The organism is Microbispora bryophytorum (assembly GCF_006874465.1).
Lineage (GTDB): Bacteria > Actinomycetota > Actinomycetes > Streptosporangiales > Streptosporangiaceae > Microbispora > Microbispora bryophytorum.
In genome coordinates, this window is sequence record NZ_VIRL01000004.1 from 264399 (window position 1) to 278860 (window position 14462).

Below are 14462 nucleotides of genomic sequence, written 5' to 3' on the forward strand. Positions count from 1 at the left end.
GGTCAGCGACCGCTGTGCCGCTTCAGGAAGTCGAGGATGTGCGGGAAGACGTCCCGGTGCGCGTTCGCCCCGATCAGGGGGTCGATGTGCCCGTAGCCGGGCAGGATCCGCAGCTCGTGCCGTCCCGGCGCCGCCTCCGACAGCACGCGGTGGCAGACGATGTTGGAGTCGGTGAAGACCTCGTTGCGGTCGCCGGTGAGGAACAGGATCGGCGTGTCGACGTCGGCCGCATTGACCAGGTAGTCGTCGGGCAGCGCGGCGTACCGCGGGTCGCCGATGTCGGACTTCACCGCCCGCCCGGCCGCCACCATCTTCCGCACGTGACGGTAGTAGTGCAGGTCGCAGGCGCCGTTGAGGTCGGCGAGCCGCTCGTGCACGTGCGTCCTTCGCGCGAGGTTGCGGTGGCGGTACATCGCGGGCCTGCCGCTGCCCCACATGAAGCTCTGCATGTGGCAGGCCGCCTCACGGCACTCGGGATGGAAGTAGGAGACGGCGCGGGCCAGCAGCCACCGCCGCGTCAGCGGGGGTGCGTCCCTGAACCGGGGGTCCAGGTAGGACAGGCCCGTGCCGTACTCCAGCAGCGCGGGACCGAGGGTGAGCTTGAGGCGGGCCCAGGGGTGCACCCGGGGCGTCAGCGCGACGCTGTTGGCCACCACGCTGGCGATCTCGCTCACGGCCCCGGAGAACAGGCTCATGTGGAAGGTCACCGACCCCAGGCAATGGGCCACCACGTGGATCCGCCGCGCCCCCACGTGGCGGCGGATCTCGCGTAGTGCTGCCGGGTGGTCGTACTGGGCGATGTCGTCCAGCGTGTGCCTGCGAGTCTCCAGCGTGTACGGGAACCTGTTGCTCATCCGGAAGTCCAGCGCCCACACGTCGCCGAACCCGCTGTCGTGCAGGAACCTGACCAGGTTCGTGTGCTCCGGCATGATGAACATGTCGCTCGACGAGGTCAGGCCGTGCACGAGCAGCACGACGTCATCCTGCGCCCCCTGCGCCGGCGTGTGGTCGCGGCGGAACCGGGTGAGCTGCAACCCCAGCTCGTCCTCGGTGGCGAACGGATGGACCGTGACCTCGGCGTCCCGCACGCCGTCAAGCGTGAACCGGGGTATGCGGTGTTCCATCCGATCGCCTTTCTGCCGGGGCAACGATCCCAGGACCACCCATAGCGGCGGCATCGTGGAAAACCCGTACTTGTCGGCACTCAGCGCGTGAGGGCGGTCGCCACGCCGACCCGGGAGGTGACCTCCAGCTTGGTGAAGATCCGCGACAGGTGCGTCTCCACCGTACGGACGCTGAGGAAGAGCCGCTCGGCGACCTGCTGATTGGTCAGCCCTTCGGCGACCAGCTGCGCCACCTCAAGCTCCCGGGGCGACAGCCCGAACCTGGTCGCCTGCCCGCCCGGGGCCGTGGTCGCGCCGCCGCCCACCCGTACGCCGAGGCGGCGCAGCTCGCGCTCGGTGCGCGCCTTGAGCCCGCGGGCGCCGCAGGCGTCGAAGACCTCGGCCGCGGCACGCAGGTTCTCCCTGGCGCGGCTCCGGCCGCCGGGCGTCCCGAGATGCGCGAGCCCGGCGGTGAGCAGGGCCCGGCCCGCGTCGAGCCGCCGCTCGCCGGCGCCCAGCAGCCGGGCCGCCTCCTCCGCGGCCGCGGCCGCCGAGGACGGGTCCCGGCGAGACAGCGCGTGCGCGCGGGCGAGCGCGGCGAAGCCGCAGTAGGCCGGCAGGCGTGGATCCTCCAGCCGCACGGCGAGCGCCGCCCACTGCGCCGCCCGCGCGGACGCCTCCGTGTCGGCCCCTGCGCCCGTCCCTGTGCCGGTCCCCGTGGCGATCCCTGTGCCGGCCTCCGTGCCCGTCTCCCTGGAGGCGTCCGTGTAGGCGAGCGTCTCGCACGCCTGGAGCAGCGTCCCCGGGTCCACGCGGGGCGACTCGAACCGGTTGCACGCGTCCAGCACCGCCTCGACGCCGTCGGCGAACCGGCCCGCGTTGACCAGGGCCTGTCCCCGCGCGTAGCGGGCCGTGGCCTCCCAGGTCTCGCCCGCCCCGACGCCGCACCGCACGGCCTCCTCGCCGGCGCGCAGGGCCGCCTCGTCGTCGCCGCTCCACGACTCGGCCAGGCAGAGCTGGGTGAGCGCGAAGACGAGCTGCTGGCCGGAGTCGAGCAACCGGGCGCCCTCCACCGACTCCTCCGCGGTGGCCCTGGCCTCCGCCAGCCGGCCCGTCGCCACCAGCGTCTTGGCCCGGCCCGCCAGCAGGTTGGTCAGGATGTAGGTCTGCCCGGTCGACCGCGCGACGGACGCCGCCCGGTCGAAGTGGCGCAGCGCCTCGCCGTACCGGCCCAGGTAGGACTCGGCCCAGCACAGCCAGGCGATGGCGTCCAGCCACTCGGACAGGTGCTCGTCCGGGGCGTCGGCGAGCAGCTTGCCGGCGATCTCGGCGTAGCGCAGCGCGTCGTCCGTACGGCGGGCGGCCAGGGCGGGCATCGGGCGCAGCGCCGCCACCGCGACCGCGAGCCCGGGCTCCCAGTCGTCGGCGTTGTCGGGCATCAGATCGAGCACCGCCTGGGCGGCCCGGAAGTCCACCCGCATCATGCTCTCGGCGACCAGACGCATCCGCATCGGCACCGCGGCGGCCGCCCGCGGGTTGGGCAGTCGGCTCAGCTCGTCGAGCAGCAGCGCCCTGGCCTCCTGCGGGCGGTCGAGCTGGCGCTCCATCAGCGCGCAGACACGGGCCGCGCGTCCCCTGCGGGGGTAGTCGTCCTCGGGAAGCATGCGCAGCAGCTCGCGGGCGGTGTCGCGGCCCTCGGCGAGCCTTCCGCTGATCCCCTGGGCCCAGCTCAGCTCCAGCATCAGGGCGAGCCGATCCTCCCGGGCCCCGGCGTCGTCCGGCATGAGCCGCAGCGCCGCCTGCAGCCAGTGCGCCGAGGTGGCGGGCGCGTGCGCGGTCACCGCGCGGGCCGCGGCCACCAGCACCTCCACCGCCGGCCGGTCGCCGAACGACCCGGAGTGCTCCACGTGGTGGGCCCGCACGGTCGCCGGGGCGCCCAGCTCCGCCAGGCGGGCCGCGATCCTGGCGTGCGCGCCCAGGCGCCAGCCCGCCGCCGCCGACTCGTAGACGGCACGCCGCACGAGGGGGTGGCGGAAGCGGAACCGCGCGCCCGCGCTGCGGACGATGTCGCGCTCGACCAGTTCGTCCAGCGCGGCCAGCGTGGCGGCGGGCGGCAGCTCGGCGGCCACGGCGGCCACGGCCGGCTCGAACTCGTCGGCGGCGACCGCGGCGGCCTGGGCCACCAGCAGCGCGCCGGGGGACAGGTCGCCCAGCTCGACCTGGAGCGCGGCGAGCACGGTCGGCGGCAGCTCGGTCACGTCGGTGCCGCCCATCCGGGCCAGTGCCTCCAGATAGAACGGGTTTCCGCCGCTGGCCTCGTACAGCGCCGTGCCGCGTCCCCTGCTGACGTCGGGCCCGAGGAACTGCCGGACCTCGGCCGCGCTGAGCGGACCGACCACGACCTCGTGCCCGCGCGGGCCGGCCGCCGCGGCCAGCGTGGCCACGCGCGGGGCGGCCTGGGCCGGACGGTAGGCCACGGCCATCAGCACCGGGCCGGCGGGCGGGTGCCGCACGACGTGGTCGAGGAACTCGAGCGTGCCGTCATCGGCCCAGTGGACGTCGTCGAGGACCAGCAGCAGGCCGGTGGGCTCGGCCAGCGCGCCCACCAGGTGCCGTACGGCCCGGTAGAGCCGATATCGGGCCAGGCCGCTGCGGTCGTCGGCCAGCGCGGGCTCGTCGCCGGCCGGGGCTCCGCCGGCGGCCAGCCCGGGGAAGACGCCGGACAGCAGGGTGGCCTGCCCGGACCCCACGGTCCGGACGACCTCCTCCCGGCGTGCGTCGAGATGGTCGTCGAGCGCGTCCACCAGTGCGCTGTAGGGAAGCATCTGCTCATACTCGGCGGCGCGTCCCCACAGGGCAGTGAAACCGATCTCACCGGCCATCGCCGCGAGCTCGGCGAGCAGCCGCGTCTTGCCCGCGCCCGGCTCGCCGGCCAGCGCGAGGAACTGGAAGCCGTCGCGGTGGCTCGCGGCCATCGCGCCCCGCAGCGCGGTCAGCGCGTCCCGCCGTCCGACGAGTGGCACGGACATGCCCGTGACGACCGGACCGGCCGTGCGTCCGTCCATTCGCACCCCACACGCGAACACGCGGGCCGTCCCCGCCGGTCGCGCCGACAACACCCAGTAAATGCACCTTACAGATCACGAGACCCGGACAGGGGGCGGGTCCGGCATTGACACTCTATGGAAAGTATTCGAAAAGGGACCGGTCAGTTCGGGCGATTCCGGGATCAGAAGCGCATGGCACCGGGTACGGGACGCGTCGTTCACACATCGTCACCGCGGAGGTGCCAGGTGCTGGACCGGATCGCCGATCCCAGGGGGCGGCGCACGCCGTACGGACCTCCCGACGCGGTGGAACGGCTGGCCGCGGCCCTGCCGAGCCACATGCGCGACGCGCTCCCCCCGGTCATCCGCCTCGGCAGCCCCTGGCCGGTGCGTGTGGACGCGTTCACGGAGGACGGCGTCGCCGAGCCGGACGTCGAGCGCTGGGTTCCCGCGGTCTCCGCGGCGGGTTCCAACGGCGACGCCCTCGACGTGGCCGTTCGCGGCGGACGGGTGGTGGGCGTGCGCGGCCGGGCCGGTGACCGCGTCAACCACGGCAGGCTCGACCCCCGGGAGTGGCACGCCTGGCAGCCGCGCGCGGCGCGGCTGACCCGCCCTCTGGTCCGGGAGGACGGGCGGCTGGTGGAGACGACGTGGGACGTCGCGATGAACCGCGTCGCCGCGAGGTCGCGGGAACTGCTCGCCCGCCCCGGCGGCTGGGGCAGCCTCGCCTTCCACACCGGCACGCGGCTGTTCCTTGAGGAGCACTACACCCTGGCCGTCATCGGCAAGGCGGGCATCGGCACCCCGCACATGGACGGCGACACCCGCTGGGGCGCGGCGGCGGCCGCGGCCGCGCTCGCGGCGAGCTTCGGCACCGACGGCCAGCCGGGCTCGTACACCGATGTGGACCACTGTGACGCGCTCGCGCTGTGGGGGCACGACTGCGCCGCCACCCATCCCGTGCTGTGGGAGCGCATGCTCGACCGGCGGCTCGGCTCCAGGCCGCCCGCCATGATCGCGACCGGCCCGGAGGGGACGGCGGGGGCCAGGGAGGCCGACGTCCACCTCGCGGTGCGTCCCGGCACCAACGTGGCCCTCCTCAACGGCCTGCTGCACGAGCTGATCGCGGGCGGCTGGTACGACACGGCCTACGTCGCCGCGCACACCGTGGGGTTCGAACGGCTGTGGCGCGTCGTCGAGGCGTACCCCGCCAAGCGCGCGGCGGAGATCTGCGCGGTTTCGGTCGCGCAGATCGAGCAGGCCGCCGAGATCCTGGGCGCCGCCGAACGGCTGGTGTCGACCGTGGGCCCGGCCCTCCTGGGCTCCAACCAGGCGACCGCCGCCGCCTGCCAGGTCAACAACGTCCACCTGCTGCGCGGCATGCTCGGCCGTCCGGGGGCGGGGCTCTGCCAGCTCGGGGGGCCCGGATGCGACGCGCTGGAGGCGGGGTCGGCCGCGGACCTGCCGGGGCTGCGCAACTGGGCCGACACGGGGCACGTGCGCGAGCTGGCGGACCTGTGGAACGTCGACCCCGCCGTCATCCCGCACTGGGGGCCGGCCACGCACGCCACCCAGATCCTCAGGTACGCCGAGGAGGGCTCGGTCGGGCTGTTGTGGATCACGGCGTCCGATCCGGCGGCCACGATGCCCGGTCTCGACCGGATCCTCGCGCGGGAGGACCTGTTCGTCGTCGTCCAGGACCCGTACCTGACCGAGACCGCGCGGCTGGCCGACGTGGTGCTCCCGGCGGCGGTCTGGGGTGAGAAGACCGGCACCGTCACCGGCGCCGACCGCACGGTGCACCTGTGCGAGAAGGCGGTCGAGCCGCCGGGGGAGGCCAGGGCGGACCTCGACATCCTGCTCGACTACGCGCGGCGGATGGACCTGCGCGACCGGGACGGCCGGCCGCTCCTGCGCTGGACCGACGCGGAGTCGGCGTTCGAGGCGTGGAAGGCGTGCTCCCGGGGCCGTCCGTGCGACCACACCGGGATCACCTACGACCGGCTGCGGGCCGGCGGCGTCCCGTGGCCCTGCCTGCCGTCCAGTTCCCACGGCATCGAGCGTCTGTACGCCGGCGGGCGCTTCAACACCGGGCCGGAGGACTGCCAGACGTTCGGAGCCGACCTCGCCACGGGGGCCGAGTACGGCGAGGAGCGGTACCGCGCGGAAAACCCCCGGGGACGGGCCTTCCTCCACGCCGCCGAATTCGAGCCGTCTCCCGAGGTCGCCGACGACGAGCACCCCTTGGTCCTCGTCACCCGCCCGGGGCCGTGCCGCTTTCCGGCCCGGCCGGCTCGTCCCGGCGACGCTGCGTCCGAGCCGTTCGCGGCCGAGCCGTGTCTGGAAGTCCACCCCGGCGACGCCGCGGCGCTCGGCGTCGAGGACGGTGACCTCGTCCGGGTCGAGTCGCCCCTCGGCGCGCTGGAGGCCGTCGCGCGTCTGTCGGGCGCATGCCCGGGGGCCGTGGTCCTGCCGCTCGACGGACAGGGCGAGGCCGTGGCGCGGGCGGTCGCGGAGTTGACGTTCACCGCATGGGACCCGGTGTCCCGCCGGCCGCTGTGCACGGCCGCGGCGGTCCGGCTGGTGAAGGCCGGGCGGCGCGGGGAGGCCGCCCTGGAGGAGGGCCTCTACTCGGCCGCCGCCACACGGCTCGGCTGCGGTGTGACCGCGCGGCCCGAGGTGACGGCCGTAGCCGGAGGAGGGGAGGCGCCGGAACGATACGAGGAGGTCTGACGTCCGCGATCGCCGGAGACGAGGTGGGTCGGCCTACCGGAAGGAAGCGACGAAATGATCCTTGCAGGCACACGCACCGCTTGGGGGGACGCCGCCCGCGGGTGGGACGATCTGTGAGCGGGCATCTGGCGCGCTATCTGGAGACGCTGTCCCGCACGCAGCATGCGCTGTCGTACGGGTTCCACACGCTGCGGCGCGTCCATCCCCGTGAGTCCGACCTGTGCGGTGTCTGCGAGCGCCTCGCCGCGCAGTGCCGCGATCACGCCGAGCGGCTGGAGCCCTTCCTGCGGAGGTACCGCTCCGGGAGCCTGCGCGATCCGCGTCCCGCGCCGTCGCGAGCGCCGGGGAGGCCGCCGGGGCTGGAGGTGCCGCGCCGTGAGGCCTCCGGTTTCGACGCGGCGGGTTTCGAGGGCGCTGGTTTCGAGGCCGGGGCATTCCAGGCCGGGGGTTTCGACGCGAGGGGAATCGACGCCGGGGGTTTCGACACGGGGGAATTCGACTCCGGGAGGTTCGATGCAGGAGGGCGCGATACCGGCGTCTTGGACACCGGCGGCGTGAATACCGGGGGCTTCGACAGCGGGAGTTTCGACAGCGGGGGTTTCGACGCGGCGGGTCTGGAGCCGGCGGACCTCCAGCGGGTGGTGCGCGGGGCCGTGGAACGGGAGCGGGCGGGTGCGGAGGGTGCGGAGGGTGCGGACTCCGGGACGGCGCGCCGCCCTGGAGTGACGCCGGGCCGGGGCGGCGGGAACGGCGGCAGGGGCGGCGGCAGGGACGGCGGCGGGGATGGGAGCGGCCTGGCTCTGCTGCGAGACCTGCACGGGCTGTACCTCCTGGGCACCGAGTGCGACTTGTCGTGGAGCGTGGTCGCGCAGGCCGCGCGCGGGCTCAGGGACGACGACCTGCTCGGTCTCGCCCGGCACTGCGCCCCCGAGACGGCCATCCAGTTGCTCTGGCTGCGCACCCGGATGCACCAAGTCGCACCGCAGGTTCTCGTCGTCCCGTCCTGGTAGTTCAGAAAAGTTCGACAAATCCCGTCATTAAGAGGAAATCTAGACAAGAGACGTATGATTTCCGATTAAATGGATTGTGGCCGCGTGAGGGTAATTGATAGAAGATTATCTCGGCGCCGGCGACCGGCAGGTGGCGGCCGTGGCCCATCGTGATACCGGTGCTCTTGGCGGGGGCGCATCGGTGGTGGCGGGAATGCGTCGCCGGTAAAGGCGAGTGCAGTGCCGCGATTTCACGGGGGCGCCGGCCGTTTTCGGCTGCCGGCGCCCTTGTGGATCACACGACGCCCTGAGGACGGATGCCGCCCCGTCCCCTCGGGCCAGGCCGGGTCTGGCCGCGCTGGGCCGCGGCTCGCCGGCGACCGCCGCTTGGGCGCGCCGGAGCTCGGCGATCCGTTGACCGTGCCGGTCGAACGATCGAGAGGCGACCGGCTCCATGACGATCCCGGGGGCCGTTCAACGCCGGACCCGCGTCCGCCGGACGCGACCAGACGGAGAAACGACGAAACCCCGGCCGCGGCCGGGGTTTCGGTGAGTGGTGGACGATACTGGGATTGAACCAGTGACCTCTTCCGTGTCAGGGAAGCGCTCTCCCGCTGAGCTAATCGTCCGTGCCCGGATCTCGTCCGGACTCCGAGCGGAAGACGGGATTCGAACCCGCGACCCTCACCTTGGCAAGGTGATGCTCTACCACTGAGCCACTTCCGCAGCCATCGCTCGGGTTTCCCCGGCGACGCGTGAACAACTCTAGCGGATTCCCAGGGGTGCCGGTGCCAACCGGCCTCGATTCCGCACGCGGACGCGCGGCCGTGACCGAAGCGGGCCGAGACGTTGACCTGCCGGGGAGGCCGCGCGCAGGATGAGGCCGCGACCATAAGAAGGAGGGGTTCCGTCATGGCGAAGGTGCTCATCATCACCGGTGACGCGGCCGAGGACCTGGAGGTGATGTACCCGTACCAGCGGCTCCTGGAGGAGGGCTACGAGGCGCACATCGCGGCGCCGTCCGCCAAGAGGCTCCAGTTCGTGGTGCACGACTTCGTCGAGGGGTTCGACACCTACACCGAGAAGCCGGGCCACACCTGGGCGGCCGACGTGGCCTTCTCCGAGGTGAACCCGGACGAGTACGCCGCGCTGGTGATCCCCGGCGGTCGCGCCCCCGAGTACCTCCGCGGCGACCGGGACGTGCAGGAGATCGTCCGCCACTTCGCCGGCGCCGGGAAGCCGATCGCCGCGCTCTGCCACGGGCCGCTGGTGCTCGCGGCGGCCGGAGTGCTCAAGGGACGGGAGAGCAGCGCGTACCCCGCCTGCGCGCTCGACGTGGAGAACGGCGGCGGCACGTGGGTCGACAGCGAGGCCCACGTCGACCAGAACCTCGTGACCGGGCGGGCCTGGCCGGACCACCCGGCGTGGATGCGCGCGTTCATGAAGGTGCTGCGCGCCGTGGCCCCGGTGGCCTGATCGTCGCACCGACCGGACGAGGGGCGGATCCGTTCGCCGCTCCGCCCCGGCCGGGCTCGCTCCCCGTGACGAGGCGGCGGACGATCACGGTCGGGAGCATGGTCGCGGGCGACTCCGCGCGGCCCCTCCGGCGGTGCGCGGGGCGGGAGCCGAGGGACTAGAGTCGCCCGCCGTGACCGAATCCGCTTCCTATCTCACCGCGACGGCGGAGGCCTACGACGCCGTCGCCGACCTCTACGCGGAGCTCTTCCGGGACTCGCTCGGCCGCCTGCCGCTGGACCGCGCGCTGCTCGACGCGTTCGCCGAGTCCGTACGGGCCGCCGGCGCCGGGCGCGTGGCCGAGGTCGGCTGCGGGCCCGGCTATGTGACCGCGCACCTGCGCGACCTGGGACTGGACGTCTTCGGCGTCGACCTGTCGCCGAGGATGATCGAGATCGCCCGTGAGGCCTATCCCGATCTGCGCTTCGAGGTCGGGTCCATGGACGCGCTGGACCTGGCCGACGGCGAGCTGGGCGGCATCCTGTCCTGGTACTCGGTCATCCACACCCCGCCGCGGCAGCTGCCGGCGTACTTCGCCGAGTTCCGCCGCGTCCTGGCCCCCGGCGGCCTCCTCCTGCTCGGCTTCTTCGAATCCGAGGGCGATCCGGTGGCGGAGTTCGACCACAAGGCGGCGCCGGCGTACCGCTGGCCGATCGACGGCCTCGCCGAGCTGGCCCGCGAGGCGGATTTCCGCGAGATCGGACGGATGCTGCGCGCGCCTCTCGAAGGCGAGCGCTTCCGCCAGGGCCGTCTGCTGATGCGCCGGCTCTAGATCCTCGTAGCCGGCCGGTCCGAGCGCGGCCGGACCGGCCGCCGCTTCGGTCGCGCAGGCCCGCCCGGCGACTGCCGGGATGGCGCCGGGTGACTTTCGGGACTGATCCTGCCCGAAAACGGGCAGGAAACTTGTTAGTCGGCATCGGCACTGCGTTAGGGTCCTGCTCTGTGTCCACGGCACGGCATCCCTTCGAGGACCTGATCGGTCACCTCACCCGGACCACATCGCTGGGACCGGGAGAGGCGGCCCGCGTGGTGGCCGACGTTCTGGCGTACTTCGGCGAGCCCGCGGAAGAGTACGTGCGGCGCCGCCACGGCGAACTCAAGTCGAGGGGGCTGACGAACGACCAGATCTTCCCCAGAATCTCCGCCGAGCTCGCGGGAAGACGTGTCGCGGCACCGGAGCTGACCCTGCGCCAGCTCCGGCGGATCGTTTACGGATAGGAGCGGTTATGTGCGGAATCGTCGCTTATGTCGGACCGAAGGACGCGGCGCCCATCCTGCTCGAAGGTCTCCAGCGGCTGGAGTACCGCGGCTACGACTCGGCCGGCCTCGCCGTCGTGAACGCCAAGAGCCTCAAGACGCGCAAGGTCAAGGGCCGGGTCGCCGACCTGGCGGCGGCGGTTCCCGCCAAGTTCAAGGGCACGATCGGCATCGGGCACACCCGCTGGGCCACCCACGGCGCGCCGAGTGACGTGAACGCGCACCCGCACATCGACCAGGAGCAGCGCATCGCCGTCGTGCACAACGGCATCATCGAGAACGCCGACGAGCTGCGCCGCCGCCTGGAGGGCGAGGGCGTGAAGTTCGAGAGCGAGACCGACAGCGAGGTGCTCTCGCAGCTCATCGGGCGGATGGTCAAGGAGACCGAGTCGCTGCGGGAGGCCGTGCTGCGGGCGCTGAAGAGCGTGGTCGGCACGTACGGCATCGCCGTGATCGACGAGCAGCGCCCCGGCGAGATCGTGGTGGCCCGCAACGGCAGCCCGATCGTGCTCGGCCTCGGCGAGAAGGAGATGTTCGCCGCCTCCGACGTCGCCGCGCTCATCCGCTACACGCGCCAGGTCGTCCACCTGGAGGACGGCGAGCTCGCGGTCATCAAGGCCGACGGGTTCAACACGTTCACCAGCGACGCCAGGGAGACGGCCAAGGAGCCGTTCACCGTCGACTGGGACGCCGGCCACTACGACAACGGCGGCTACGAGCACTACCTGCTCAAGGAGATCTCCGAGCAGCCCGACACGGTCGCCCGCACGCTGCGCGGCCGGATCGACGACCGCTTCCACATCGCCCACCTCGGCGGCCTCAACATGGACGCCCGCGAGACCCGCTCCTTCCGCCGAGTGAAGATCATCGGCTGCGGGTCCGCGTACTACTCCGGGCAGATGGGCGCGCAGCTCATCGAGGAGCTGGCCCGCATCCCCGCCGACGCCGAGCCCGCCTCGGAGTTCCGCTACCGCAGCCCCGTCGTGGAGCCCGACACCCTGTACGTCGCGATCAGCCAGTCGGGGGAGACCTACGACACGCTCGCCGCCGTGCAGGAGCTCAAGCGCAAGGGCGGCCGGGTGCTCGGCATCGTCAACACCGTCGGCAGCGCCATCGCCCGGGAGACCGACGGCGGCATCTACCTGCACGCCGGTCCGGAGGTCTCGGTGGCCTCCACCAAGGCGTTCATCTCCACGGCCGTGGCGTTCGCGCTGCTCGCCCTGCACCTCGGCCGTGTACGCGACCTGTCGCCGGCCGACGGCCGCAGGATCTGCGAGGGCCTGCGCCGGCTGCCCGAGCAGATCAAGGAGATCCTCACGCTGGAGGACCGGATCAAGGAGCTGGCGAAGAAGTACGCCGACGCGCCGGGCATGATGTTCGTCGGCCGGGTGCGCGGCTATCCGGTGGCCCGCGAGGGCGCGCAGAAGCTCAAGGAGATCTCCTACGTCCACGCCGAGGCGTATCCGGCGAGCGAGCTCAAGCACGGCCCGCTCGCGCTGATCAGCCCCGAGCTGCCGACGGTCGCGATCGTCCCGGACGACGAGCTGCTGGACAAGAACCTCACCACGCTGGGCGAGATCCGGGCCCGGCACGGGCGCATCCTCATGGTCGGCCACCGCACCTCCGAGGCGGCCGACGACTGCATCGTGGTGCCCAAGAACCAGGTCGAGCTCGACCCCATCCTGCTCACGATCCCGCTGCAGCTGTTCGCCTACCACGCCGCCGTCGCCCTGGACCGCGACGTCGACCGCCCGCGCAACCTCGCCAAGAGCGTGACGGTCGAGTAGCCCCCCGTTCCTCCCGTACGGCCCGCGCCCGCCCGGCGCGGGCCGTACGGCGTCGCGGCCCGGGTCTGCAGGCGGTGGTCAGCCCGAGGACGCCACATGCGTCCGGATGGCGGCGACGACCTCGCTTGTGTTCAGGCAGGCGATGCCCATCCCGGCCATCTCGCGGTCCGCGTCAGCGGTCCAGCCGGACAGCGCGTCGCGAACGGCGACGGCGCGCAGGTCACGTTCGGTCGCGTCGACGAGCGTGGCTCGCGGGCAGTTCGGGTAGTTGCAGCCGGCGACGACCACCGTGCTCACCGCGCGTTCGGCGAGGCGTTCCAGCAGCCGGGTGCGGAAGAAGGCGCTCCAGCGGGGTTTGTACAGGATGTGCTCGTCCGGGCCGATCTCCTGCGCGTGTCCCGCCAGGAGCAGGTCCGGGTCGAGCTCGCTTTCCGTCAGTCCGTCGGCGACGAAGTCGCGCTGCAGGTCGATGGTGAGCAGGGCGCTGCGGGAGAACTCGGGGCTGGTGTGTTCGTCCACGCCGGAGACGTTAGGCGGGCGAGCCGCGCCGGTCTTGTACGTCGTTGTGCGCGAACCGGCCCGGGGTGGCAGTCGCGTGTCGTCCGTCCGGATCCTCATTCTCGGCGCCCTGTACGAGCGCGGCCCATGCACGGCAACCAGTTGCGCCTCCTGTTCGAGGAGGGGCGCCAACGCGCCCATCGATCACCGCAGTCGTAGCGTCCGTTATGTGGTGACTTGGGGTAGTTACTCATAGTCTGTGCGTGTAAGGGGCTCTTCGGGTAGGAGGGTGCCGACATGCGACGCCGTTCGGTCCTCGCGCTGGGAGCCCTGGCCCTGGCGGGCGCGTGCGGCGTTCAGGCGCCACCACGCCGCGGGGAGCTCTCGCTGGCCGTCCCGGGTCCGCCCGGAGGCTGCGGGGACGACGTCGCCGCCGGGTTCAAGTCGCTCATCGAGGGGCGTGGCTGGGCCCGGGCCGTACAGATCAGGCGGGAGGCCGGCGACGGCGGGCCGGCTCTCGCCCGGCAGGGCGGGCCGCGGGCCGACCTGGTGATCGCCGATCCTGCGCTGCTCGCCGCCTGCGCGCGGGCCCGCGACCCGCTCCTGGTCGCCAGGGCCGTCCCGCTCGCGCGGCTGACGGGGGAGTGGGAGGTGCTGGTCGCCTCGCCCGACTCGGGTTACCGCACGTTCGAGCAGTTCGCCGCCGCGCTGCTGCGCGACCCCGGGGGGCCCAGGGTCGCGGGCGGCGCCGACCGCGGCTCCGAGCACCTGCTGCTCGGCATGACCGCGCGGGGACTGGGGGCCGATCCCCGTCTGCTCGACTACGTCCCGTTCGGCAGCAGGGCGCAGGCCGTCGCCGCGGTCCTCGACGGCCGGCTCCCGCTCGGGTTCGGCAGCAGGCGCGAGGTCGCCCCCCACGTGCGCGCCGGACGGCTGTGGCCGCTCGCGGTCTCCTCCGCCGAGCGGCTGCCCGGGGTGGACGCGCCGACGCTGTCGGAGTCGGGCGTCCGGGTCGTGTACGCCGACTGGACGGGGCTGATCGCCCCGCGCGGCACACCAGGGCAGGACGCCCTGCTCGACCTGTGCCGGGCCGTCACCGACACTCCGGGCTGGCGGAGCCTGTGCGACCGCAACGACTGGACGCCGATGTGGCTCGACGGCGACGACTTCAGCCAATGGCTCGTCGGCGAGGCACGCCGTACGGCCCTGCTCCTCAATGATCTCGGAGTTCGGTGAGGAACACAACTTGTAGGGGTGCTTGCGGGAAGGGCCACAAGATGTAGGATCCATCGCGTTGCTGGTTCACCTTGGGTGAGGCAAGAGGGAACCCGGTGCGAATCCGGGACTGCCCCGCAGCGGTGAGCGGGAACGACCGCCGTCACACGGCACTGTGCCTCAGGCACCGTGTCGGCAAGCACTGGGCGCGAGCGCGCCCGGGAAGCGACGGCCAGTAGGACCGGCGGGCGCGAGCCCGTCCGGACGCCCGCGAGTCCGAAGACCTGCCAGTGACGCGCGCGCATGGGCGCGCGCCCC

General features: G+C 72.9%; 10 protein-coding genes, 2 tRNA genes and 1 riboswitch. Of the genes, 7 read left to right on the forward strand and 5 right to left on the reverse strand.

The window, feature by feature from the left end; genetic code table 11:
* Nucleotides 1–2: 2 nt before the first annotated feature.
* Together FLX07_RS11385 and FLX07_RS11390 are read right to left on the reverse strand one after the other, a co-directional pair.
* A complete protein-coding gene (locus tag FLX07_RS11385) occupies nucleotides 3–1124 on the reverse strand; it encodes an alpha/beta hydrolase (RefSeq protein ID WP_142570417.1) in 1122 nt (373 codons plus the stop codon).
* 80 nt (nucleotides 1125–1204) lie between these two features.
* Entirely contained in the window at nucleotides 1205–4168 is a 2964-nt protein-coding gene (locus tag FLX07_RS11390; RefSeq protein ID WP_223853270.1) for a helix-turn-helix transcriptional regulator, read from the reverse strand.
* Nucleotides 4169–4396: 228 nt separating this feature from the next.
* Between FLX07_RS11390 and FLX07_RS11395 the strand changes: the two genes are divergently transcribed.
* Both FLX07_RS11395 and FLX07_RS36400 read left to right on the forward strand, forming a co-directional pair.
* Nucleotides 4397–6883, forward strand: a complete 2487-nt coding sequence (locus FLX07_RS11395) for a molybdopterin oxidoreductase family protein (protein ID WP_142570419.1) — start codon at nucleotides 4397–4399, stop codon at nucleotides 6881–6883.
* Nucleotides 6884–6996: 113 nt separating this feature from the next.
* Nucleotides 6997–7893 carry a hypothetical protein gene (locus tag FLX07_RS36400; protein ID WP_167748206.1) on the forward strand — a complete coding sequence of 299 codons (897 nt, stop codon included), beginning with the start codon at nucleotides 6997–6999 and terminating at the stop codon, nucleotides 7891–7893.
* A gap of 533 nt (nucleotides 7894–8426) precedes the next feature.
* Here the strand turns inward: FLX07_RS36400 and FLX07_RS11410 are convergent.
* Nucleotides 8427–8501 (reverse strand) — tRNA-Val (locus FLX07_RS11410).
* A 25-nt stretch (nucleotides 8502–8526) separates the two neighbouring features.
* Nucleotides 8527–8598: transfer RNA gene (locus FLX07_RS11415), tRNA-Gly, on the reverse strand.
* Between the two features lie 186 nt (nucleotides 8599–8784).
* On the opposite strand from FLX07_RS11415, the gene FLX07_RS11420 reads away from it, so the two are divergent.
* From FLX07_RS11420 to glmS, 4 genes are all read left to right on the forward strand, one after another.
* A complete protein-coding gene (locus tag FLX07_RS11420) occupies nucleotides 8785–9348 on the forward strand; it encodes a DJ-1/PfpI family protein (protein ID WP_142570425.1) in 564 nt (187 codons plus the stop codon).
* Nucleotides 9349–9520: 172 nt separating this feature from the next.
* On the forward strand, nucleotides 9521–10159 hold the full coding sequence (locus FLX07_RS11425) for a class I SAM-dependent methyltransferase (protein WP_142570427.1): 639 nt from the start codon (nucleotides 9521–9523) through the stop codon (nucleotides 10157–10159).
* A gap of 170 nt (nucleotides 10160–10329) precedes the next feature.
* On the forward strand, nucleotides 10330–10605 hold the full coding sequence (locus tag FLX07_RS11430) for a hypothetical protein (RefSeq protein WP_030505148.1): 276 nt from the start codon (nucleotides 10330–10332) through the stop codon (nucleotides 10603–10605).
* 8 nt (nucleotides 10606–10613) lie between these two features.
* Nucleotides 10614–12431 (forward strand): glutamine--fructose-6-phosphate transaminase (isomerizing), encoded by a 1818-nt coding sequence (glmS, locus tag FLX07_RS11435; RefSeq protein ID WP_142570429.1) that lies wholly within the window; start codon nucleotides 10614–10616, stop codon nucleotides 12429–12431.
* 78 nt (nucleotides 12432–12509) lie between these two features.
* Here glmS and FLX07_RS11440 read toward each other — a convergent pair whose 3' ends face one another.
* Entirely contained in the window at nucleotides 12510–12950 is a 441-nt protein-coding gene (locus FLX07_RS11440; protein ID WP_142570431.1) for an isochorismatase family protein, read from the reverse strand.
* Between the two features lie 276 nt (nucleotides 12951–13226).
* Between FLX07_RS11440 and FLX07_RS11445 the strand changes: the two genes are divergently transcribed.
* The gene (locus FLX07_RS11445) at nucleotides 13227–14165 is read left to right on the forward strand and encodes a Bug family tripartite tricarboxylate transporter substrate binding protein (protein WP_142570433.1); all 939 of its coding nucleotides are present in this window, start codon (nucleotides 13227–13229) and stop codon (nucleotides 14163–14165) included.
* A gap of 45 nt (nucleotides 14166–14210) precedes the next feature.
* Nucleotides 14211–14450: riboswitch (cobalamin riboswitch) on the forward strand.
* The last annotated feature ends 12 nt before the right edge of the window (nucleotides 14451–14462 follow it).

Coding starts and splice junctions, on each gene's coding strand:
- glmS (WP_142570429.1), top strand. CDS start 10,614: ATGTGCGGAATCGTCGCTTATGTCGGACCGAAGGACGCGGCGCCCATC.
- FLX07_RS11390 (WP_223853270.1), bottom strand. CDS start 4,168: ATGGACGGACGCACGGCCGGTCCGGTCGTCACGGGCATGTCCGTGCCA.
- FLX07_RS11420 (WP_142570425.1), top strand. CDS start 8,785: ATGGCGAAGGTGCTCATCATCACCGGTGACGCGGCCGAGGACCTGGAG.
- FLX07_RS11445 (WP_142570433.1), top strand. CDS start 13,227: ATGCGACGCCGTTCGGTCCTCGCGCTGGGAGCCCTGGCCCTGGCGGGC.
- FLX07_RS11385 (WP_142570417.1), bottom strand. CDS start 1,124: ATGGAACACCGCATACCCCGGTTCACGCTTGACGGCGTGCGGGACGCC.